Source organism: Streptomyces sp. NPDC058751, assembly GCF_042746485.1.
GTDB lineage: Bacteria > Actinomycetota > Actinomycetes > Streptomycetales > Streptomycetaceae > Streptomyces.
In genome coordinates this window covers 148,093-169,666 of the sequence record NZ_JBHYPZ010000008.1, presented here as the reverse complement: position 1 = coordinate 169,666, position 21,574 = coordinate 148,093, and the positions used below count along the sequence as shown (strand labels likewise).

The following is a 21,574-nucleotide window of genomic DNA, read 5'->3' as shown; positions in this document are numbered from 1 at the left end:
TAGGCTTCCCGGCGGGCGCTCCGGGGGCAGCGCACCTCGGTGATCATGCGAAACGCGGTCGCCCGGGTCACGTACACCGAAACGGGAGGAACCGGCGTTGCACGTCCAGGAATGGCTCGAGACGGTTCCGGCGGTCAGTGTCTACGCGCTCGTGGGCCTGGTCATCGGTCTGGAGAGCCTGGGCATCCCGCTGCCCGGGGAGATCGTCCTGGTCTCCGCGGCGCTGCTCTCCTCACAGCACGACGGCATCAACCCCGTCATCCTCGGCGTCTGCGCCAGTGTCGGGGCGATCATCGGCGACTCCATCGGCTACGCCATCGGCCGCAAGGGCGGACGCCCGCTGCTCGCCTGGCTCGGCGCGAAGTTCCCCAGGCACTTCGGTGAGGCCCATATCGCCACGGCCGAGCGTTCCTTCCAGAAGTGGGGCATGTGGGCCGTCTTCTTCGGCCGCTTCGTCGCCCTGCTGCGCATCTTCGCGGGCCCGCTCGCCGGTGTGCTGCGGATGCCGTACTGGAAGTTCCTGATCGCCAACGTCCTCGGCGGCATCCTCTGGGCCGGCGGCACCACCGCCGTCATCTACTACGTGGGTGTCGTCGCCGAGTCCTGGCTGAAGCGCTTCTCGTACCTCGGCCTGGTCGCCGCGGTGCTCGTCGGTCTCGCCTCGATGCTGATCGTCCGCCGCAAGGCCAAGAAGGCCGCGGCGGAGCACGTCACGACGGAGGCGGAGCCCGTCCCCGTCGCCGAGTAGCGCGGCCTGCCGCAGGGCCCCGCGGTCCGGCCGTCCGGAGCCGCGGGGCAAGGCAGCCCGGGGCCGCGGGGCGTGGCCGACCGGGGCGCGGGTCTACTCGTGGATCCCGCGGTGCGCCTTGGCCAGCTCCACGTAGAAGACGCCGTTGAGCGAGAGACCCTCGCGTTCCTCGTCGGTCAGCGGACGCTTGACCTTCGCGGGGACACCCGCGACGAGCGAGCCCGGCGGGACCCGCATCCCCTGCGGTACCAGCGCCTGCGCGGCCACCAGCGAGCCGGCCCCGATCACGGCGCCGTTGAGCACGGTGGCCCCCATGCCGATCAGACAGTCGTCCTCCACGGTGGCGCCGTGCAGCACGGCGTTGTGGCCGACCGAGACCCGCTCACCGACCGTGATGGGGAAACCGGGGTCCACGTGCAGACTGCAGTTGTCCTGCACGTTGCTGCCGGCGCCGATGACGATGGGGCCGCAGTCGGCGCGCAGCACCGCGCCGTACCAGACGCTCGCCCCCGCCCCCAGCGTGACGTCCCCGATGACCACGGAGGTCGGGGAGACGAACGCCTCCGGGTCCACCTGCGGATCCTTGCCGCCGATCCCCTTGATCAGCGCCTGATGCGTCGTCACCGTGTCACCGTCTCGTCGTCTCGTGGTCCGGCCCTCTGAGTACACCGGCACCGTATGCCATCACCCCCGCACACCTCCGGTGGGGCGAAGATCACAGGCGTCCGGCCGGGTCGGCGCGGTCCGCGCTGAGTACCGTGAGCGGGTGCTCAGGAGCAAGAACACGTTCTCATCATGGCGGCGACGCCTCGCGCAGCGCGCCGTCCACGCGGTCTGGGCCTGGATGCGGCGCGCGGGCACCGTCTCGGCCGAGCGGCCCGGCCGCTTCCGCTTCGGCGCCATGGGGGAGAACACCAGACTGGCCTTCCCGCTGGGCACGGTCTTCGGCGAGCCCTGGATCCACCTCGGCTCGTACTGCATCATCGCCGAGCAGGTCACGCTGACCGCGGGCCTGATGCCCGACCTGGACCTCGGTCCCGACCCGATCCTGCGCATCGGCGACGGCGTGGTGCTCGGCCGCGGCAGCCACGTCATCGCCGACACGACGGTCACGATCGGCAACGACTGCTACTTCGGGCCGTACGTGTACGTCACGTCCACGAACCACTCGTACGACGATCCGCACGAGCCCATCGGCAAGCAGTGGCCGCGGATGGAGCCCGTGGAGATCGGGCCCGGCTGCTGGATCGGGACCAACGCCGTGATCCTTCCCGGCGCGCGGATCGGCCGGAACGTCGTGGTCGCCGCGGGCGCGGTGGTCCGGGGAACGGTGCCGGACCACTCCGTCGTCGCCGGGGCCCCCGCGAAGGTCGTCCGCCGCTGGGACCCGGTGTCCGGATGGCAGCCGCCGCTGCGCACACCGCCGCCGGTGCCGATTCCCGACGGGGTGACCTCCGAGCAGCTGCACGCGCTCGCGGAACTGGACGAGGAGACCGTCGCACGGCTCGCGGAGCTGGACCTCGACCCGCGCGACGCGGCCGAGGACGTGCACGCGCAGTCCGGGGACGTCCGCGCCGAGTCCTGACCCGGGCGTCACGGCCGGAGCGCGGTCCCGGCGGCGGGATCCGGCGCTCAGCCGGTCGCCAGCAGCACCGTGCCGACCAGCGCCAGTGCCGCCCCGGTGGCCTGCACCCCGCGCAGCCGTTCCCTGAGGACGCCGCGCGCGGCCAGGGCCGTGACCACCGGGTAGAGCGAGGCGAGGACGGCGGCGACGGTGACCGGGCCGTGCTGCGCGGCGATCGAGTACGTGCCGTTGGCCGCGACGTCGGCCAGGCCCACGAAGGCGAGCGCGGGCAGACAGGCCCAGGGGAAGCCGCCCCCGGGAAGGGCCCGGGCGCCGCGCCGGACGGAGACGGCCAGGGCCGCGCCGCCGGTGACGACATTGGTCACGCGCTGCACGAACAGCGCCAGGAAGAGCCCCGTGACCGACGACGACGCCTCCGCGATCAGCACGAACACCGTGCCGAAACCGGCGGCCGCGATCAGGGTCAGGAGGATCGCCTGCCGCTGCACGGGCGCTCCCCGGAACTGGGGCCCGCCCGCGAGGACGACGCCCGCCACGGCGACCGCGATGCCCGCGATCTGCACGGATCCCGGACGCTCCCCGAGGAACAGACCGACGCCGATGGGGACGGCCACGGCCAGCGAGCCGAGCGGCGAGACCACGCCCATCGGCCCGAGCGCGAGCGCCTTGTAGAAGGAGAGCAGCGCGACCGGGCCCACCAGGCCGGCGGCGACCGCGAACCACAGCTCCGGTCCCGCCGCGCTCCAGGCGCCGGTGGCCAGCACGATCGCGCCGAGGACCGCCGCGGCGATCGACTGGGAGGCGACGACCACCGTGAGGGCGGGCGTGCGCCGGGTCAGCAGACCTCCGCCGAAGTCGGCCAGGCCCCACAGGAGGCTGGTGGCCAGGGCGAAGAGTGCTGTCACGGGAGCCTCGCAGTACAGTTCGGTGAACGATCAGGTGCACCACACGATAGTTCACCCGATTGAACTCTGTCATTCAAAATATTGGACGGAACGTGTCGGATCTCGAGCTGCTGACTCAATCCCTGGCGCGCAACGTGAAGCGCTGGCGCACCGAGCGCGGCTTCACCCTGGAGGCGCTCGCCGCCCGCGCCGGAGTCAGCCGCGGCATGCTCATCCAGATCGAGCAGGCCAGGACCAATCCCAGCCTGGGGACCGTCGTCAAGATCGGTGACGCGCTCGGCGTCAGCATCACCACCCTGCTCGACTACGAGCAGGGGCCCAGGGTCCGGGTCGTCCCCGCCGACCAGGCCGTACGGCTGTGGCACACCGACGCGGGCAGCTACAACCGGCTGCTGGCCGGCGCCGAGGCGCCCGGCCCGCTGGAGATGTGGGACTGGCGGCTCATGCCGGGCGAGGGCAGCCCCTCCGACCCGCACCCCGCCGGCACCGTCGAACTCGTGCACGTCCTCTCGGGCGAACTGACCCTCACCGTCGACGGGGTCGAGCACCTGGTCCCCGAGGGGGCGAGCGCGTCGTTCGAGGCCGACACCTCCCACACGTACGTCAACAAGGGCGGGGTCCCGGTCGAGATGGTCATGGCCGTGTCGGTCCCGCTCGCGCACTGAGGCCCGCCGGGCGTCGGCGGGACTGTTAGCGTGCCGTCATGCGCGCACCCGTCGGACACTTCGACCACGCCTTCCCGGCCCCCGACCGCCTCGACGAACTCGTCGGCCCCGTCGCCGACGCGGTGCGCGGGTGGCGCGGCGGCACCCCCGCCGAGCGGATCGTCTACGTCGAGACGAACCCCGAGTGGGCCGACACCGCCGTCTTCGTCGAGCACTACGGCGAGGAACTGCTCGACACGTCCGCCAACTGCGTGGTCGTCGCGGGCAGGCGGGGCGGCGAGACCACGCTCGCCGCGTGTGTCGTCCTGTCCGCGACCCGCGCCGACGTCAACGGCGTCGTACGGCGTCAACTGGGCGCCCGGAAGGCGTCGTTCGCCCCGATGGACGTCGCGACCGGCGAGACCGGCATGGAGTACGGCGGCATCACCCCCCTCGGACTGCCGGGCGACTGGCCGCTGTTGGTCGACTCGGCCGTCGTCGAGCTGCCGTACGTGCTCGTGGGCAGTGGCCGTCGGCGCGGCAAACTCCTGGTGCCGGGCGAGGCGTTCGCGGAACTGCCGAACGCGGTGGTGCTGGAGGGCCTGGGCGTCACCGGCTGACGCGCCTTCGCCCGTGGGGCCTTCTCCTCACCGGCGGTCGGCGCCGACGGGCCGTCGGCGGCGGGTTCCGTCCGCCGGCGGGGCGGTCCCGGCCCGCACGGGACCCCGCCGGGCGTCGCCGTCCGGTCACGCGGTGGCGTGGTGCGCCAGCGTCCGGTGCGGATCCGGCTCGCCGGGCGCCGGGGCCGGATCGGCGTGGACCAGGGCGGCGGTCAGCCTCGGGACGGCGTGCAGCAGGGCGTGTTCGGCGTTCACGGCGATGTCGTGGGCGTGACGCACGGTCGCCTCGCCGTCCACCACGACCGCCACCTCGGCGCGCAGCCTGTGCCCGATCCAGCGCAGCCGCAGTTCACCCACGTCGCGCACACCCTCGACCTGCCGCAGCGCCTGCTCGGCGCGGTCCACCAGCTCCGGCTCCACGGCGTCCAGCACGCGCCGGAAGACCTCCCCGGCGGCATCGCGCAGCACCAGCAGGATCGCGGCGGTGATCGCCAGCCCCACCAGCGGGTCGGCGAGCCGCCACCCGAGGGCCGCGCCGCCCGCGCCCGCCAGCACGGCGAGCGAGGTGAATCCGTCGGTACGGGCGTGGAGACCGTCCGCGACCAGGGCGGCCGAGCCGATCTCCCGCCCGACGCGGACCCGGTAACGGGCGACCCACTCGTTTCCCGCGAAGCCGATGAGCGCCGCCAGCGCGACCGCCGGGACGTGCCGCACGGGCTGAGGGTCGAGCAGCCGGCCGACCGCCGCCCAGGCCGTGAAGGCGGCGGAGGCCGCGATCGTCAGCACGATCACGATGCCCGCCAGGTCCTCCGCCCTGCCGTAGCCGTAGGTGAAACGCCGTGTCGCCGCCCGGCGGCCCAGGGTGAAGGCGACCGCGAGCGGCAGGGCGGTCAGCGCGTCGGCCGCGTTGTGCACGGTGTCGCCGAGCAGCGCGACCGATGCCGACAGCGCGACGACGGCCGCCTGCGCCAGGGCGGTCGTGCCGAGGACGGCCAGCGAGACCCACAGCGCCCGCATGCCCCGGGCCGACGCCTCCAGCGCGGAGTCGAGCTTGTCGGCCGTCTCGTGGGAGTGCGGGGTGAGGAGGTGGCGCAGCCGGCTCCGGCGGCCGTGCGGGTGATCGTGGCCCCCCGGACGTCTTCGGACGCGAGGGTGCGGCCGACCGGGGGAACGGTGGTCGGCGTGGTCCGGGCCGGGACCGTCCCCGTCGCCGTGGGCGTGCCCGTTCCCGTCCGTACGCGGGTGGCCGTGCTCGTGCTCGTGCCGGTGGTCGTTCACGTGCGTTCCCTTTCGTGCCCCGGAGCCGGGTGCGCGTCCGAGCCCGTGCCGGGCGACGGGGTCAGCGCGTGAGCGTGCCGTCCCACGTCGGCGTGCCGCGGCTCCCGGCGGTGTGGCCGCCTCCGGGCGCGGTGTCGTCCTCGCCCTCCTCCAGCAGGTTCGCGGCCGCGCCCACGATGCTCGGGTCGGGGCTGCCGACGACCTCCTCGTCCTTGTCGGCGTAGGCGAAGCGGGCCAGGACGCTGCGCATGGCCTCGACGCGGGCCCGCTTCTTGTCGTTGCTCTTGACCACGGTCCAGGGCGCCTGCGCGGTGTCCGTCTCACGGAACATCGCGACCTTGGCCGCCGTGTAGTCGTCCCAGCGGTCCAGCGAGGCCAGGTCCATGGGGCTCAGTTTCCACTGCCGCACCGGGTCGACCTGGCGGATCGTGAAGCGGGTGCGCTGCTCGCTCTGCGAGACCGAGAACCAGAACTTGACCAGGTCCACGCCGTCGTCGACGAGCATCCGCTCGAAGGCGGGCGCCTGCCGCATGAAGCGCCGGTACTCGTCGTCGGTGCAGAAGCCCATCACCCGCTCCACGCCCGCCCGGTTGTACCAGGACCGGTCGAACATCACGATCTCGCCCGCGGTCGGCAGGTGCTCCACGTACCGCTGGAAGTACCACTGCCGGCGCTCCCGCTCGTTCGGCTTCTCCAGCGCCACCACACGGGCCCCGCGCGGGTTGAGGTGCTCGGTGAACCGCTTGATCGTGCCGCCCTTGCCCGCCGCGTCGCGCCCCTCGAAGACGATGACGAGCCGCCGGCCGGTCGCCTTGATCCAGCTCTGCAGCTTCAGGAGCTCGATCTGCTGGAGCCGCTTGTGCCACTCGTACTCCCTGCGCTCCATGCGCCGCTCGTACGGGTAGTTCTCCCGCCAGGTGTCCACCGGGCTGCCGTCCGGCCGGATCAGTACGGGGTCGTCGTGGTCGGTGTAGTCCACCCTCATCCCTGCCAGCAGTTCCCTCATCCGGCCCTCCTCCGCCCGTGCTCCGATTGTCCGCCGATCACCCGGTTCCCGCCGTTTCGGCGTGCGGTCGGCGGCCGTGCCGGAGATCGTCCCGGTGGTCCGGAGCCGGGGCCGGGAGGATGACGACGGTCACCGGGAACGTGGTGCGGTCCGTCCCCCGATGGAAGCGGCCGGAGGAGTACGGAGGGAGAACCGGAGGCGGAGGCGACGCGAGCCGGAGTCGAGGTGCGCGCACGCCCGCGCCACCGCGGTCCGCGTGGCGCAAGTGCTCTGACGGGCTGTCGGCCGGTGTCCCGTAGGTGCTCAGTCCCGTCTCAGGTCGACCCATTCCGCGGTCTCACCGGGGAGGACGTAGCGCTCGGTCTCCGTGAAACCGTGCCGCCGGGCGAAGCGCAGTCCGTCCTCGTTGGCCGCGAGGACCACGGTCTCGATCGCCCGGGCCCCCATCGAGCGGGCCTGCTCCAGGCCGCGCGTGTACAGCTCCTCGCCGAAACCCCGCCCCCGGTGCTCGGCCAGCACGCGCGCGATCACGGTCGCCGTCGCGTCGTCGCCGGCGGGCGGACGCACGGTCGTGCAGCCCACGAGGACGTCGCCGAGGTAGGCGACCTCCAGGCGGTATCGCCGGACGCGCTCGCGCACCTCGTCGAGCGACATCGCGGCGGGCGGGACGATCACGTTGTGGACGTGCTGCCAGTCCGCGAGGCGGCTCTCGTCGTCCGGTGCTTCGATACGAAGGATGGGCATCGGAGCAGGAAACCGGGGCGGGCCGCATCGTGTCAACGGACTTTGCCCGGGCCCCCGCAGGGCCCGACCTGCGGGTCCGGCAGGCCCTGGTCCGCGAAGTCGCGTCGTCCGCCCGCCGGGCAGGCGGGACTTCACGGGCACGCCCTGGTCTCAGCCCAGTCGGGGGATCTCGATGGCCGGGCAGACGTCCATCACCATGTCGAGCCCGGCGGCGCGCGTCCGCTCGTACGCGGCCTCGTCGATCACGTCGAGCTGGAACCAGACCGCCTTGGCGCCGATGGCGACGGCCTCGTCCGCGACCGGCCCCGCGAGGTGGCTGTTCACGAAGACGTCGACGACGTCGACCTCGAAGGGGATGTCCGCGAGCGAGGCGTACCCCTTCTGCCCGTGGACGGTCTCGGCCTTCGGGTGCACCGGCACGATCCGCTTGCCGTGGCGCTGGAGGAGGTGGGCGATGCCGTGGGCCGGGCGGTGCCGGTTCGTCGAGAGCCCGACGATCGCCCAGGTGTCGCCCCGTTCGGTCAGGATCCTGCGGATCGTCTCTGAGTCCCCGTACACGCTCGGCCTCCAGGTGAATCGGTCAGTGTCCGCCGTTCTCCTCAACGGTGAGCGGGGCGCGAAGATTCCGCCCGCCGTGCGTCCGCAGATGGTCGAGAAGCAGACGGTTCAGTGTCCCGGGTGCCACTTCCGGGATCCAGTGGCCGAGGCCCGGCAGGACCTCGAACCGGTACGGCCCGTCGACCCGGCGTCCGGTCTCCCGCGCGGGCCCCGGGCCGAACGCGGTGTCCTCCGTGCCCCATACGTACAGCGCGGGCACCTCGACGGTGCCGATCTCACCGTCGGGGCGGCCGGACCGGTACCGGTTCAGGGCCTCGGTGAGGCGCCCGGCCGGGTCAGGTGCCGGACGTGGGCGTCGGAACTGGCCGACGGGACCCTCCCCGCGTGGAGCGCGCGGAGCAGCGAGGCGCCGTCGGCCGGCATGCGCTCCTCGGTCGCGGGCGTCTCGCGCCAGTCGATCATGTACTGGGACCGTGCGCGCTGGTCGTCGTCGGAGCGCGGGGCCTCGGCGAGAGCGCCGGGGTGCGGGGTGGAGACGACCGTCAGGGTGCGTACGCGGCCGGGACGGCCGGAGGCGTCCACCACGCCACCGCGCCGCCCCGGTCGTGACCGACCAGGTCGAACACCGGCCACCCCAGCTCCTCGGTGGTCGCGACGACGTCCGCGACCAGGAGAGCGGTCCGGTAGTCCTCGGCCCGCCCCGGGCGGACGCCCGGGGAGTAGCCGCGCCGGCCGGGCGCCACGACGCGGTGGCCCTCGGCGGCCGGCGCCGCGATCTGCCGCCGCCACGCCAGTCCCGTCTGCGGGGGAAACCGTGCAGCAGCAGTACCGGGCGGCCCCCGGGCGGACCCGACGCGAGGGCGTCGAACACGCTGGCGGCGGTGGGGACGCTCAGCCCGTCCACGATCCACTCCTTCGGACCGACCGGTCGGTGACCTTTTCGTCGGCGGAAGCGGATCGTCAAGGCCGCGCCCGGGTCCGCGTGACCTGCGCACGGCCCCGCACGCCGAACCCGAACGGGCCGTAAGAAAAGCGCTGTTCACGGTCGTCACCGTCCCGTCCCCGGCCACCGGGGCCCGCGTCCGGCGGTGGCCGGAGCGCCGGACGCGGGCGCGTGTCCGGAACGGCCCCCACCTCCCCGGGCCCGCCCGTACGTCCGCCTAGGCTCACCCCGTGCTCCGTATCCTCGACGCCCGCACGGGCGAACCCGTCGACACAGCCCTCGCCGACCGCGGTCTGGTCCGCGTCCACGCACACCCGCCCGGGTCCGACATCACGGGCCTGCGCGTGCTCCTGGTCGCCGACGTCCTGGTGCGGGCCCTGGAGATCGGCGGCAACCCCGTCTGGGCGACGCTGACTTCGGCGCCGGACCCGGTGGAGGGCCGGGACGGCGCGGACCCCGGTGGCCAGGACCCCTCGTGGGGCGCTGCGGGACTCCGGGCGCGCGCCGCCGGACTCGGGATCCGGCCGTTCGAGGACCACCCGGACACCGGACAGGGGCCGGCGGCGAGACGGACCGTCGACGTCGTGGTCCAGGGGGCCGGGGCGACGCGGGGGCCGCGCGTCGAGGTGGCGGCGGTCGACACCGGTGGCGGTCCCGCCCCCGATCCCGGGGATCCGACCGTGCTGCGGCTGGCGCTGCTCGCGCGGCGACGGGATCTGCCGCTGAGCCTCGACGCCGGGGCGCTCGCGGAGGCGGAGGGCACGCTCACCCGCTGGCGCGCCGCCGTCGCGGGATGGGCGACGCGGCCCTCCAAGCCGATTCCCGAGGACGTGCGCCTGCGGTTGCGCGCCGCCTGGGAGGACGACCTGGACGTGCTCGCCGTGCTGGACGTCCTGCGGTCGGTGGAGACCTCCGGCATCCCGGAGGGCGCCCGCTTCGAGACGTACGCCCACGCCGACCGGCTGCTCGGCCTCGAACTCACCCGCGAGATCGGGGCGTCGCTGTGACCGCGCGCGCCGTCGGCGGGCCGAGGCGGAGACTGGTCGTCCTCCGGCACGCCAAGTCCGCCTGGCCCGACGGGGTTCCCGACCACGAGCGGCCGCTCGCGCTGCGCGGCCGTCGTGACGCCCCCGCCGCCGGACGCGCCCTGGCGGAGGCCGACCTGCTGCCCGACCTCGCGCTGTGCTCGACCGCCGTACGCGCCCGGGAGACCTGGGAACTGGCGGCACGCGAGTGGGGCACTCCGCCGCCCCTGCTGCTCGACGGACGGCTGTACGCGGCGGACGCGCCGGAGCTGCTGGAGGCGATCGGCGAAGTCCCGGAGCGCGTGAGGACCTTGCTGGTGGTCGGACACAACCCGGGGCTGGAGGAACTGGTCCTCGAACTGGCCGGGGACGGTTTCGACGGCACGCTGGACCAGGTCCGGACGAAGTTCCCGACCTCGGCCGTCGCGGTCCTGGTGTGGCACGGCAGTTCCTGGCACGAACTCGGCCCCGGCGAAGCGCTGTTGACGGACGTCGTCGTGCCGAGGGGCAAGAGGGAGTGAAACGCGGCCGGAGCGCGGCCGGGTGGCGCGTCCGCGGGGCCCGGACGCCGTTCCGGCCCCGTCCCGTCGGCCGTGTCCGGGAGCGGCGCGTGAGCACGGGGGCGCGCGCCACCCTCGTACGCCGGTACCGGTCCCGGCCCGTCGGCCCTGCGCAGGAGTGTGTGGGCGGGTGCGGTGAGTGAGCGTGCCGTCCGGGTCGCCGGGCGCGCGTGCGGCACGTGCCCGCCGTCCCGCGCGGGAGCGCCCGCGCGCGTCGGTGGTGCCCGCGCGCAGCGCATACGCTGGCGTGATGCAGGACGAGTACCGCACAGTGGCCCGCGCGGGCGTGCACGAGACCGAGATCAACCGCTCCCGATTCCTGTGCGCCCTCGCCCCGGCCGCCACCGAGCGGGAGGCCCAGGACTTCGTCGCCGCGGTGCGGAAGGAGCACGCGGACGCCACCCACAACTGCTTCGCGTACGTCATCGGGGCCGACGGCGCCGTGCAGAAGGCGAGCGACGACGGCGAACCGGGCGGCACCGCGGGCGTCCCCATGCTCCAGATGCTGCTGCGCCGCGACATGCGGTACGTCGTCGCCGTCGTCACCCGCTACTACGGCGGGGTCAAGCTGGGCGCCGGCGGACTGATCAGGGCGTACGGCGGCTCGGTGGGCGAGGCGCTGGACGCGCTGGGCACGATCACCCGCCGCCGGTTCCGGCTGGCCACGGTGACCGTCGACCACCAGCGGGCCGGCAAGGTGCAGAACGACCTGCGGTCCACCGGCCGGGAGGTGCGTGACGTGCGTTACGGCGAGGCCGTCACCATCGAGATCGGACTGCCGGACGCCGATGTGGAGTCCTTCCGGGCCTGGCTGGCCGACGTGACCGCGGGAACGGCCGGTTTCGAACTGGGCGGGGAGGCCTACGGGGACGCGTGACGATCCGGACGATCCGGGATCGACCGGCGAATTCGGCGAATGTCACAGTGGGCCGATACGGGAGTAACCGCCCGTGATGTCAGACCCGGCCGTTACTCTTCGGGGATCATGAGGCTCCTGCACACTTCCGACTGGCATCTGGGCCGGGCGTTCCACCGCGTGAACATGCTCGACGCCCAGTCGCGATTCATCGGCCATCTCGTCACGACCGCGCGCGAGCGCGAGGTCGACGCGGTGGTCGTCTCGGGAGACGTGTACGACCGTGCCGTGCCGCCGCTGGCCGCGGTCCGGCTCTTCGACGACGCCCTGCACCGCCTGGCCGACCTCGGCGTGCCCACCGTGATGATCTCCGGGAACCACGACTCGGCGCGCCGGCTCGGCGTCGGCGCCGGACTCATCGGGCGCGCGGGCGTCCACCTGCGCACCGACCCCGCCGGGTGCGGCACGCCGGTGGTGCTGGCCGGCCCCCACGGCGACGTCGCCTTCTACGGCCTGCCCTACCTCGAACCCGCCCTGGTGAAGGACGAGTTCGGGGTGGAGAGGGCGGGCCACGAGACCGTGCTGGCCGCCGCCATGGACCGCGTGCGCGCCGACCTCGCCACCCGTCCGCCCGGCACCCGCTCCGTCGTCCTCGCCCACGCCTTCGTCACCGGCGGCGAGGTCAGCGACAGCGAGCGGGACATCACCGTCGGCGGCGTCGCCTCCGTGCCCGCCGGGGTCTTCGACGGGGTCGACTACACCGCGCTCGGCCATCTGCACGGCAGCCAGACCATCACCGAGCGCGTGCGCTACTCGGGTTCCCCGCTGCCGTACTCGTTCTCGGAGGCCGACCACCGCAAGAGCATGTGGCTCGTGGACCTCGGCCCCGACGGCTCCCTGGCCGCGGAGCGGATCGACTGCCCGGTGCCCCGCCCGCTCGCCCGCCTCCGCGGACGCCTGGAGGACCTGCTCGCCGATCCGGCCCTGGAGCGTCACACGGACGCCTGGGTCGAGGCGACCCTCACCGACCCGGTGCGGCCCGCCGACCCCATGGCACGGCTGGCCGAGCGCTTCCCGCACGCGCTCAGCCTCGTCTTCGACCCCGAACGCTCCCCGCAGGCCCCGGGCGTCTCGTACGCCCGCCGGATCGCGGGCCGCAGCGAGGAGCAGATCGCCGAGGACTTCGTCGCCCACGTGCGCGGCGTGGGTCCCGACGACCTGGAACGAGCCGTCCTCCGGGACGCCTTCGACGCCGTCCGGGCCGACGAGACCGCGCGGGAGACCGCCCGGTGACCCCACGTCCGCCGCACACCCACGGGGCCACCCGCCCGGAGACCGAGGGAAACCGATGAGGCTGCACCGCCTGGACATCACCGCCTTCGGCCCGTTCGGCGGTGCCCAGCGGGTCGACTTCGACGAGCTGTCCGCCGCCGGGCTCTTCCTGCTCCACGGACCGACCGGAGCGGGCAAGACCTCCGTCCTCGACGCCGTCTGCTACGCGCTGTACGGAGCGGTTCCCGGAGCCCGGCAGAGCGGTCAGGGCCTCGGTCTGCGCAGCGACCACGCGGCGCCCGGCGACCGCACCGAGATCCGCCTCGAACTCAGCGTCGCCGGACGCAGGCTGGAGGTCACCCGGCAGCCGCCCTGGGAGCGCCCCAAGCTGCGTGGCAAGGGCATGACGACCGAGAAGGCCCAGAGCTGGCTGCGCGAGTACGACTCCACGGCCGGCTCCTGGAAGGACCTCAGCCGCTCCCACCAGGAGATCGGCGAGGAGATCACCCAGCTCCTCGGCATGAGCCGCGAGCAGTTCTGCCAGGTCGTGCTGCTGCCCCAGGGCGACTTCGCGCGCTTCCTGCGGGCCGACGCCGAGGCCCGCGGGAAACTGCTCGGCAGACTCTTCGACACCCACCGCTTCGGCGAGGTCGAGAAGCGCCTCGCCGAGCGCCGCCGCGCCGCCGAGGCCGAAGTGCGGTCCGCCGACACCGCGTTGCTGGCCGACGCGCACCGGATGCAGCAGGCGGCAGGGCGCCTCGCCGAGGAGCCGCTGCCCGACCTCGCGCCCGGCGATCCGGGCCTCGCCGAGTCGGTGCTCGGCTGGGCCGCGGTGGCCCGCGGCACGGCCCGCGAGGCGCTGGCCGTCGCCCGGTGCGCCCGCGGGGCCGCGGAATCGGCGCAGGCCGCCGCCGACCGGGAGCTCGACGACGTACGCGAAGTGGACCGGCTGCAGCGCCGGTTCACCGAGGCGCAGGAGCGGGCCGCACGCCTGGAACAGCGTGCCGACGCCCACCACGAAGCCCGGACGCGCATGGAACGGGCGCGCAAGGCCGAGGCCGTGGCGCCCGCGCTCGAACTGCGCGACGCCGCCGAAGCGGAGCACCGGCGCGTGGCCGCCGAGGAGACCCGTGCGCGGGCCGCTCTCCCCGAGACCTTCGCCGGTGCCGGAGCGCCCGGTCTCGCGGCCGCCGCGCGCAAGGCCGCCGAGGAGCTGGGCGGCCTCGAGTCGGCCCGCCGTGCCGAACGCCGCCTCGGCGAACTCGACGCGGAACGCGCCTCCCTGGACCGCCAGGAGCGCGCCGACGACGACGTCCTCCAGGACGCCGAGAGCTGGCTCGCCGACTGGGAGGAGACCCGCGCGGCCGTCGAGGCACGGGTCGACACCGCGCAGGAGGCCGTGGCGCGCGCCGAGCAGCTCGCCCTCCTGCGCGAACCGGCCGTCAAGCGGCTCGCCGCCGCCCGGCTGCGCGACGAGCTGGCCCGGGACACCGAGACCGCCCACGCCCGGAGCCTGGCCGCCCGCGAGCGGGCCACGCAGGCGCACGCCCACTGGCTCGACCTCAAGGAGCAGCGTCTCCAGGGCATCGCCGCCGAACTCGCCGCCGGCCTGGTGGACGGCGAGTCCTGCGCCGTGTGCGGTGCCACCGAACACCCGGCGCCCGCCCGGAAGGTCGCCGGTCACGTCGACCGCGAGACGGAGGAGCGGGCCCTCGCCGCCCACCGGAGCGCCGACGAGGGGCGCGCCGAGGCCGAGCGCCGGCTCGGCGTCGTCCGCGAGGCGCTGGCCGCCGCGACCGCCGAGTCGGGCGACACCCCGACCCCGCAACTCGCGGAACGGGCGGAGGAGTTGGAGCGGCTGCACACGGAGGCCCGAACCGTCGCCTCCGGGCTGCACGCCGCGCGCGAGGCCCGCGAGCAGGCCGAGCGGGAACACGAGCGGCGGCTGACCGCCCGGCAGGAGGCCGCCCGGCGCGTCGCCGCACGGGCCTCGCACCGGGATTCCCTCGACCGCGAGAAGGCTTCGCTGGAAGGGGAGTTGGAGCAGGCGCGGGGTGCCGCGGGGAGTGTGACCGAGCGGGCCACGCAGCTGGAGCGGCAGGTCGCGCTGCTCACCGAGGCCGCGGACGGCGCCCGGGCGGCGGAGGACGTCGCCCGGCGCCTCAAGGACGCCGACGCGCGTCTCGCCGACGCGGCCTTCCGCGCCGGTTTCGAGACCCCCGAGGCCGCGGCCGCCGCGATCCTCGACGACGTGGCCCACCGTGATCTCCAACGGAGGCTCGACGCCTGGCAGTCGGAGGAGTCCTCGGTGCGCGCCGTGCTCGCCGAGGCGGACACCGCGGCCGCGGCGCGACGGCCCGCCGTCGACCTGCGGGCCACCGAGCTGGCCGCGGAGTCGGCCGCCCGGCGGCTGCGGGAGACCGCGTCGGCGCAGGACGCGGCGGCACGGCGCTGCGCCGAACTGGACGCGCTCTCCACCCGCGCGAGCGCGGGGGCCCGCCGGCTCGCCCCGCTGCGCGAGGAGTACGAGCGCGTCGCCCGCCTCGCCGGTCTGGCGGCCGGCACCTCGGCGGACAACGAACGCAGGATGCGCCTCGAGGCGTACGTCCTCGCCGCCCGTCTGGAGCAGGTCGCCGCCGCCGCGACGGTCCGCCTCCAGCGGATGTCCTCGGGGCGCTACACCCTGGTGCACTCGGACGACCGGGCCGGCCGCGGACGCAGCGGGCTCGGACTGCACGTCGTGGACGCCTGGACCGGACGGGAGCGCGACACGGCGACGCTGTCCGGCGGTGAGACCTTCTTCGCCTCCCTCGCCCTCGCCCTCGGTCTCGCCGACGTGGTCACCGACGAGGCGGGCGGGGTGCGGCTGGACACGCTCTTCATCGACGAGGGCTTCGGAAGCCTCGACGACCAGACCCTCGACGAGGTGCTGGACGTGCTCGACTCGCTGCGCGAACGCGACCGCAGCGTCGGCATCGTCAGCCACGTCGGGGACCTGCGCCGCCGCATCCACGCCCAGCTGGAGGTCGTGAAGGGGAGAACGGGATCGGTCGTACGGCAGCGCGGCGCCTGACCGTCGCCGGCGGCGGGGCGCCCGGCGGTCCGGGCGGCCCGCCGTCCGGACGGTCTCAGCGGCCCAGTGGCCGGCGCGGCAGGGGCGAGGAGTAGACGACGCTCGTCGTCACCGAACCGAGCGTGCCGATCTTGCCCGACACCGTCTCCAGATGCCCCATCGACCGGGCCGCGACCTTGATGACGAAGCAGTCGTCGCCCGTGACGTGGTGTGCCTCCAGGATCTCGGGCGTGACCTCGACGAGGTCGTGGAACGGCTTGTAGTTGCCGTTGGGATACCTGAGCCGGACGAACGCCAGGATCGGCAGACCCAGGCTCTCGGGGTCGACCACGGCCGTGTACCCCTGGATGACCCCCGCCGCCTCCAGGCGGCGCACCCGCTCGGTGACCGCGCTCGCGGACATGGAGACGGCCCGGGCCAGCTCGGCGAAGCCGGCCCGGCCCTCGCGCTGGAGGACGTCGAGGATGCGCCAGTCGGTGGCGTCCGGGGAATACGCGGTCATCCGCGATGAATACCAGGGGAATCCCCGGCCGATCAACTGCACTGCCGGGGATCACCACTTCAGGACGCGGGCCGGCCCCCGTAGATTTCTGGTCGGGAGGTCCCGCGGGACACGGTGCGCAGGAAGCACCTGGATGGCGAGGACGGCATCCGTCCGGCGGGGCCACGGACCGAGAAAGGCCGATCATGACTGCGACTGCCGAGGGCACCACGAACGCCACGGTGACCGGTTCCACGCCGACGACGAACGCCGTCCTGCGGGTGCCGCCGGCCTCCCCGGCCGCGGCCGCCGCCTACTTCGGTGCGAGCCTCGCGTTCCACGCGGACGTGTCCGACGTGGCGGCCGCCCTCGCGGCCGGCGGCGACCCCGGGTTCGTCGTCCTCGACTCCCGCTCCACCGCGTCGTGGGACCAGGGCCACGTCCCCGGCGCCGTCCACCTGCCCACCGCGCTCATCCCCGAGCAGGCCGAGCGGCTTCTGGACAAGTCGGTTCCGGTCGTCACCTACTGCTGGGGACCCGGGTGCAACGGCGCGACCCGCGCGGCCCTCGCCCTCGCCGAACTCGGCTTCCACGTGAAGGAGATGCTCGGCGGCTTCGAGTACTGGGCGCGCGAGGGCTTCGAGTTCGAGACCTGGCAGGGCCTCGAGCGCCGCGCCGAGGACCCGTTGACGGCGCCCGTCGACGCGGAGGACTGCGGCTGCTGACCCCGGGAGGGGGACCGGGCCGACGGCCTCGGTCCGGGCGGAGGGGGACCGGGCCGGTCCCCCGCGTTCCCGCAGGTGTCCGGAATCCGTTTCCCGGATCCGTCCGCCCTACGGTGGCGGACGCGTGCCGTGTAGCTTCTGCGCATGCCAAGATACGCGGACCCCGGTGCGGTCCAGTGGGTGGAGTCGGGCGGCGGACCGCTCATAGCGATTCCGGAGACGGTGCTCCCGTTCTGGTCGGGGGCCGACGGCGACGACATGTCCTGCGACTACGACCGGGCCTGTGACGTCGACGGGCTCATCGGCCTCCTGCCCGTGGGCGACACCCGGGCCCTGGTCCTCGGCGACGACCCCGCCTCGACCGCCTACCTCCCCGAGCACGGTGCCTTCGTACGCTGGTGCGCCGCCGATTCCGAGGACGAACTGCTCGCCGTCGTCCCGGCGGCGCTGTCGGCGGCCCGCTGGCAGCAGGAGACGGAGTGGACGGTGCCCGGCCCCGTCGTCCTCTTCGACGCCGCCTGGCCCGGCACCGCCTCCGAGAGCACGGACCACCTGAGGGTGGTGCTCGAACCGGGCCGGTACGGGGTCCGCGCGGCCCGCGTCGAACCGGGACCCGAGACATGGGTCGGACTCGTGCAACTGCGTCGGCTGACGCCCTGACGCCCTGACGCCCTGACGCCCTGAGGCACCGGCACCTCGACGTGTGCCTCGGTGGCGTCCCGGCAGGGGAATGCCGCCGGGGCCCCGGTGACCCGCGCGGCGGCCGGGATCCGGCCGCCGCGCACGGCCCGTCAGAGCCGGGAGAGCTCGTCCACCAGGTCGTCCAGGCCCAGGGAGCCCTGGGACAGGGCGGCCATGTGCCAGGCCTTGGCGTCGAAGGCGGCACCGTGACGCTTCTTCGCGTTCTCGCGGCCGAGCAGCCAGGCGCGCTCGCCCAGCTTGTAGCCGATGGCCTGGCCGGGCATCGTGAGATAGCGGATCAGCTCGCTCTCCACGAAGTCGGCCGGCCGGCTGCTGTGCGCGCCGAAGAACTCCTGCGCCAGCTCCGGAGTCCACCGCTCGCCCGGGTGGAACGGGGAGTCGGCGGGGATCTCCAGTTCCAGGTGCATGCCGATGTCGACGATGACCCGGGCGGCGCGCATCATCTGCGCGTCCAGGTAGCCGAGCCGCTGCTCCGCGTCCGTGAGGAAACCGAGCTCGTCCATCAGCCGCTCCGCGTACAGCGCCCAGCCCTCGCAGTTGGCGCTGACCTGGCCGACGGTGGCCTGGTAGCGGGACAGGTCGTCGACGACGTACGTCCACTGCGCGAGCTGGAGGTGATGGCCGGGCACCCCCTCGTGGTACCAGGTCGAGACGAGGTCGTAGACGGGGAAGCGGGTCTGGCCCATCGTGGGAATCCAGGTGCGGCCCGGCCGTGAGAAGTCCTGCGACGGGGCCGTGTAGTAGGGGGCCGCCGCACTGCCGGGCGGCGCGATGCGGGACTCCACCCTCCGTACCGGCTCGGCGAGTTCGAAGTGCGTGCCGTCCAGGGCCGTGATCGCCTCGTCCATCAGCCCCTGGAGCCACTGCTGGACCTCGTCGACGCCCTCGATGTGCCGGCCGTGCTCGTCGAGGTGCGCGAGGACCACCCAGGGGGTCGCCGCGCCGGGCAGGATCTTCTCGGCCTCGGCCCGCATCTCGGCCAGGAGACGGTGGTACTCGGCCCAGCCGTACGCGTACGCCTCGTCGAGGTCGAGATCCGTACCGTTGAAGTAGCGCGCGAGACGCGCGTACCGCTCCTGGCCCACGGTGTCCGGCGCGCCCTCGATCGTGGGCGCGTACACATCACGCATCCAGTCCCGCAGGGCGATCACCGCCTCCGTCGCGGTACGCGCCGCCGCGTCCAGCTCCTCGCGCGCGGAGCCGGGGCCGGCCGAGACGAAGTCCTCGAACCAGCCGAGACCCCGACCGTCCGTGTCCGACCACTCCGTGAGCTGTTCGATGAACGTCGCGGTCGGACGCGGCCCCGCGTACAGCTTGCGGTCGAGGCCCAGCGCGAGGGACTCCCGGTACCCGGCGAGCGAGGCCGGTACCGCGCGCAGCCGCTCGGCGACCGTGGCCCAGTCCTCGTCGGTCTCCGTCGGCGTCAGGGTGAAGACCTGCCGGACCGAGTGCACCGGTGTGTGCAGGTTGCCGACCGTCCGCAGGCCCTCGCCGGCCTCGTGGACCGCGAGCGCGGCGGTGAGCCGCTCGCGCAGCAGCCGGGCGCAGCGGCGTTCGATGTCACGTTCCGCGCCCGGTCGGCGCTCCGCCTCGTCCAGCCGCGCGAGGGTCGCCCGCGCCAGTCCGGCGACGGCCTCCTGGCCGGCGGGCGAGTTGTCGGGGAGCCTGCCGTGGCTCTCCTTCACACCGAGGTAGGTACCGAGAACCGGGTCGAGGGCGATGAGCTCGTCGACGTACGCGTCGGCGACCTCACGGGGCAGCGGGTTCTTCGTCTCTGACATGCGCACATCCTCATACGCGCACGGGGGCCGCGTCAGTACGCCCACCCCCCTTTTCACCGCGTCAGCCGGATTTGGCCGGAGACTACGGGCCCGGCGCGGCGGGCGGCAGCAGGGGGCCGCAGTCCCACTGCTGGAATATCAGCCGGGTCTCGACCCGTGCCACTTCCCGCTGCGAGGTGAACTCGTCGAGCACCAGCCGCTGCAGATCCGCCATGTCCGCGACCGCGACATGCACGAGGTAGTCGTCGGGGCCGGTCAGGTGGAAGACGGTCCGCGACTCCGGCAGGAGCCGGATCCGGTCGACGAAGGGCCCCACCAGCTCCCTGCGGTGCGGCCGGACCTGTACGGACAGCAGCGCCTCCAGACCCCGCCCGAGCTTCGCCGGGTCCAGCCGCAGCTGATGGCCGAGAATCACTCCCGCCCGGCGCAGCCGGGTCACCCGGTCGAGGCAGGTCGACGGCGCGACGCCGACCTGGGCCGCGAGATCGCGGTAGGTCGTCCGTGCGTCGTTCTGCAACAGCCGCAGCAGATGAAGATCCACCGGATCGAGTACGACAGAATCGGCCATGGCGCGAACGTAACACGGGATGCGGCGCCGAAGCCCCGCCCGGTGTTCAGGCTTCGCCGCATGGACTCCGTTGTGTACGACACGCAGGGCGCGCGCGGCGCGCAGGACGACCTCGGCGGAAACGGCCGGGTCACCGCGGCTCCGGCCAGGGCACTGGCCACGGAGGCCGTGCACGCCGGCCGGGAGGACCTGGCCGCTCTCGGGCTGCACGCGGCACCGATCGACCTGTCCACCACCTACCCCTCGTACGACAGCCGCGGCGAGGCCGCCCGCATCGACGCCTTCGCGGCCGACGGCGCCGAACCCGAGGGCCCGCCCGTCTACGCCCGCCTCGGCAACCCCACCGTCGCCCGCTTCGAGACCGCCCTCGCGCGTCTGGAGGGCACCGAGAGCGCGGTCGCCTTCGCGAGCGGCATGGCCGCGCTGAGCGCCGTCCTCCTCGTGCGCAACGCGATGGGCCTGCGCCACGTCGTCGCCGTCCGTCCGCTGTACGGGTGCAGCGACCACCTCCTGACCGCCGGGCTGCTCGGCACCGAGGTCACCTGGGTCGACCCGGCCGGGATCGCCGACGCGCTGCGGCCCGACACGGGGCTCGTGATGGTCGAGTCCCCGGCCAACCCGACGCTCGCCGAACTGGACCTCCGGGCCGTGGCGCACGCCTGCGGGTCCGTCCCGCTCCTCGCCGACAACACCTTCGCCACCCCCGTGCTGCAGCGCCCCGTCGAACACGGCGCGCGGCTGGTCCTGCACAGCGCCACCAAGTACCTGGGCGGTCACGGTGACGTGATGGCCGGAGTGGTCGCCTGCGACGAGGAGTTCGCCCGCAAGCTGCGCCAGGTGCGGTTCGCGACGGGTGGTGTCCTGCATCCGCTGGCCGGCTATCTGCTGCTGCGCGGGCTGTCGACCCTGCCCGTCCGGGTCCGGGCCGCCTCCTCGAACGCCGCGGAACTCGCCCGCCGGCTCGCCGGTGATCCGCGCGTCGCCCGCGTCCACTACCCGCGCATCGGCGGTGCCATGGTCGCCTTCGAGGTGCACGGCGACCCGCACGACGTCATCGCCGGGGTCCGGCTGATCACCCCCGCCGTGAGCCTCGGCAGCGTCGACAGCCTCATCCAGCACCCGGCCTCCATAAGCCACCGCATCGTCCCCACGGCGGACCGCCACGACGCGGGCGTCAGCGACCGCCTGCTGCGGATGTCGGTGGGTCTGGAGGACGTGGACGACCTGTGGTCCGACCTGGACGCGGCGCTGGGGTTCCGCGGCGGGGAGTGAGGGACCGGGGGAGGGGACGAAGAGGGCGCCCCCGGCACTCGGTGATGCCGGTGGCGCCCCACGCCCGCCGCGCGGCCCGGACGACAGGACCCGGTGCCGCGGCGGACGACGTCCACCCCGTCGCGGTGCCCGGCCCTTGCCGGGTCCCGGTCCTTGCCGGGTCCCGGTCCTAGGCAGACACCGGGTCTTGACGGGCCCGGCCACTGGCGAGCCCCGGCCCTGAGGCGG

Annotated in this window: 24 protein-coding genes; 12 read left to right on the top strand and 12 right to left on the bottom strand. The window is 74.0% G+C overall.

Annotation, left to right across the window (positions count from 1 at the left end; all coding sequences use genetic code 11):
* Positions 1-97: 97 nt before the first annotated feature.
* Positions 98-748 (top strand): DedA family protein, encoded by a 651-nt coding sequence (locus ACFW6B_RS10705; protein ID WP_386594235.1) that lies wholly within the window; start codon positions 98-100, stop codon positions 746-748.
* A gap of 93 nt (positions 749-841) precedes the next feature.
* Here ACFW6B_RS10705 and ACFW6B_RS10700 read toward each other — a convergent pair whose 3' ends face one another.
* Positions 842-1,372, bottom strand: coding sequence for a gamma carbonic anhydrase family protein (locus ACFW6B_RS10700; RefSeq protein ID WP_386594234.1), 531 nt, complete (start codon positions 1,370-1,372; stop codon positions 842-844).
* Between the two features lie 142 nt (positions 1,373-1,514).
* Here ACFW6B_RS10700 and ACFW6B_RS10695 point away from each other — a divergent pair, with 142 nt between their 5' ends.
* Positions 1,515-2,333 carry an acyltransferase gene (locus tag ACFW6B_RS10695; RefSeq protein ID WP_386594232.1) on the top strand — a complete coding sequence of 273 codons (819 nt, stop codon included), beginning with the start codon at positions 1,515-1,517 and terminating at the stop codon, positions 2,331-2,333.
* Between the two features lie 47 nt (positions 2,334-2,380).
* Here ACFW6B_RS10695 and ACFW6B_RS10690 read toward each other — a convergent pair whose 3' ends face one another.
* On the bottom strand, positions 2,381-3,238 hold the full coding sequence (locus ACFW6B_RS10690) for an EamA family transporter (RefSeq protein WP_386594230.1): 858 nt from the start codon (positions 3,236-3,238) through the stop codon (positions 2,381-2,383).
* Positions 3,239-3,330: 92 nt separating this feature from the next.
* On the opposite strand from ACFW6B_RS10690, the gene ACFW6B_RS10685 reads away from it, so the two are divergent.
* A complete protein-coding gene (locus tag ACFW6B_RS10685) occupies positions 3,331-3,903 on the top strand; it encodes a helix-turn-helix domain-containing protein (RefSeq protein ID WP_386594228.1) in 573 nt (190 codons plus the stop codon).
* A gap of 38 nt (positions 3,904-3,941) precedes the next feature.
* Positions 3,942-4,502 (top strand): YbaK/EbsC family protein, encoded by a 561-nt coding sequence (locus ACFW6B_RS10680; RefSeq protein WP_386594226.1) that lies wholly within the window; start codon positions 3,942-3,944, stop codon positions 4,500-4,502.
* A gap of 126 nt (positions 4,503-4,628) precedes the next feature.
* Here ACFW6B_RS10680 and ACFW6B_RS10675 read toward each other — a convergent pair whose 3' ends face one another.
* The 7 genes from ACFW6B_RS10675 to ACFW6B_RS10645 form a co-directional block, all read right to left on the bottom strand.
* Positions 4,629-5,780: a cation diffusion facilitator family transporter gene (locus tag ACFW6B_RS10675; RefSeq protein ID WP_386594224.1), complete on the bottom strand. Its 1,152-nt coding sequence runs from the start codon at positions 5,778-5,780 to the stop codon at positions 4,629-4,631.
* A 61-nt stretch (positions 5,781-5,841) separates the two neighbouring features.
* Complete coding sequence (ppk2, locus tag ACFW6B_RS10670; protein WP_386594222.1) at positions 5,842-6,786, bottom strand: polyphosphate kinase 2; 945 nt, start codon at positions 6,784-6,786, stop codon at positions 5,842-5,844.
* A gap of 303 nt (positions 6,787-7,089) precedes the next feature.
* Positions 7,090-7,530, bottom strand: coding sequence for a GNAT family N-acetyltransferase (locus tag ACFW6B_RS10665; protein ID WP_386594220.1), 441 nt, complete (start codon positions 7,528-7,530; stop codon positions 7,090-7,092).
* A 150-nt stretch (positions 7,531-7,680) separates the two neighbouring features.
* Complete coding sequence (locus ACFW6B_RS10660) at positions 7,681-8,088, bottom strand: CoA-binding protein (protein ID WP_386594218.1); 408 nt, start codon at positions 8,086-8,088, stop codon at positions 7,681-7,683.
* A 22-nt stretch (positions 8,089-8,110) separates the two neighbouring features.
* Positions 8,111-8,347: an alpha/beta fold hydrolase gene (locus ACFW6B_RS10655; RefSeq protein WP_386594216.1), complete on the bottom strand. Its 237-nt coding sequence runs from the start codon at positions 8,345-8,347 to the stop codon at positions 8,111-8,113.
* 47 nt (positions 8,348-8,394) lie between these two features.
* A complete protein-coding gene (locus ACFW6B_RS10650; RefSeq protein ID WP_386594214.1) occupies positions 8,395-8,673 on the bottom strand; it encodes a hypothetical protein in 279 nt (92 codons plus the stop codon).
* On the bottom strand, positions 8,631-8,831 hold the full coding sequence (locus tag ACFW6B_RS10645) for an alpha/beta fold hydrolase (protein WP_386594212.1): 201 nt from the start codon (positions 8,829-8,831) through the stop codon (positions 8,631-8,633). Before ACFW6B_RS10645 ends, ACFW6B_RS10650 begins: the two co-directional genes overlap by 43 nt.
* Before the next feature lie 430 nt (positions 8,832-9,261).
* Between ACFW6B_RS10645 and ACFW6B_RS10640 the strand changes: the two genes are divergently transcribed.
* The 5 genes from ACFW6B_RS10640 (at position 9,262) to ACFW6B_RS10620 (ending at position 15,817) form a co-directional block, all read left to right on the top strand.
* Positions 9,262-10,038, top strand: coding sequence for a hypothetical protein (locus ACFW6B_RS10640; protein WP_386594210.1), 777 nt, complete (start codon positions 9,262-9,264; stop codon positions 10,036-10,038).
* Positions 10,035-10,577 carry a SixA phosphatase family protein gene (locus ACFW6B_RS10635; protein WP_386594208.1) on the top strand — a complete coding sequence of 181 codons (543 nt, stop codon included), beginning with the start codon at positions 10,035-10,037 and terminating at the stop codon, positions 10,575-10,577. Before ACFW6B_RS10640 ends, ACFW6B_RS10635 begins: the two co-directional genes overlap by 4 nt.
* 289 nt (positions 10,578-10,866) lie before the next feature.
* The gene (locus tag ACFW6B_RS10630) at positions 10,867-11,493 is read left to right on the top strand and encodes a YigZ family protein (protein ID WP_386594206.1); all 627 of its coding nucleotides are present in this window, start codon (positions 10,867-10,869) and stop codon (positions 11,491-11,493) included.
* A gap of 108 nt (positions 11,494-11,601) precedes the next feature.
* Complete coding sequence (locus ACFW6B_RS10625) at positions 11,602-12,765, top strand: exonuclease SbcCD subunit D (protein ID WP_386594203.1); 1,164 nt, start codon at positions 11,602-11,604, stop codon at positions 12,763-12,765.
* Between the two features lie 55 nt (positions 12,766-12,820).
* Positions 12,821-15,817, top strand: coding sequence for an AAA family ATPase (locus tag ACFW6B_RS10620; protein ID WP_386594202.1), 2,997 nt, complete (start codon positions 12,821-12,823; stop codon positions 15,815-15,817).
* A gap of 55 nt (positions 15,818-15,872) precedes the next feature.
* Here ACFW6B_RS10620 and ACFW6B_RS10615 read toward each other — a convergent pair whose 3' ends face one another.
* Positions 15,873-16,319 carry an Lrp/AsnC family transcriptional regulator gene (locus ACFW6B_RS10615; RefSeq protein WP_386594200.1) on the bottom strand — a complete coding sequence of 149 codons (447 nt, stop codon included), beginning with the start codon at positions 16,317-16,319 and terminating at the stop codon, positions 15,873-15,875.
* Positions 16,320-16,504: 185 nt separating this feature from the next.
* Here ACFW6B_RS10615 and ACFW6B_RS10610 point away from each other — a divergent pair, with 185 nt between their 5' ends.
* Both ACFW6B_RS10610 and ACFW6B_RS10605 read left to right on the top strand, forming a co-directional pair.
* The gene (locus ACFW6B_RS10610) at positions 16,505-17,023 is read left to right on the top strand and encodes a rhodanese-like domain-containing protein (protein ID WP_386594197.1); all 519 of its coding nucleotides are present in this window, start codon (positions 16,505-16,507) and stop codon (positions 17,021-17,023) included.
* 144 nt (positions 17,024-17,167) lie between these two features.
* Positions 17,168-17,683: an immunity 21 family protein gene (locus tag ACFW6B_RS10605; protein WP_386594196.1), complete on the top strand. Its 516-nt coding sequence runs from the start codon at positions 17,168-17,170 to the stop codon at positions 17,681-17,683.
* 131 nt (positions 17,684-17,814) lie between these two features.
* Here ACFW6B_RS10605 and ACFW6B_RS10600 read toward each other — a convergent pair whose 3' ends face one another.
* Both ACFW6B_RS10600 and ACFW6B_RS10595 read right to left on the bottom strand, forming a co-directional pair.
* Complete coding sequence (locus ACFW6B_RS10600) at positions 17,815-19,506, bottom strand: DUF885 domain-containing protein (RefSeq protein ID WP_386594194.1); 1,692 nt, start codon at positions 19,504-19,506, stop codon at positions 17,815-17,817.
* An 82-nt stretch (positions 19,507-19,588) separates the two neighbouring features.
* Positions 19,589-20,074, bottom strand: a complete 486-nt coding sequence (locus tag ACFW6B_RS10595) for an Lrp/AsnC family transcriptional regulator (protein ID WP_386594191.1) — start codon at positions 20,072-20,074, stop codon at positions 19,589-19,591.
* Positions 20,075-20,134: 60 nt separating this feature from the next.
* On the opposite strand from ACFW6B_RS10595, the gene ACFW6B_RS10590 reads away from it, so the two are divergent.
* Positions 20,135-21,346: a trans-sulfuration enzyme family protein gene (locus tag ACFW6B_RS10590; protein ID WP_386594189.1), complete on the top strand. Its 1,212-nt coding sequence runs from the start codon at positions 20,135-20,137 to the stop codon at positions 21,344-21,346.
* Positions 21,347-21,574 lie beyond the last annotated feature (228 nt).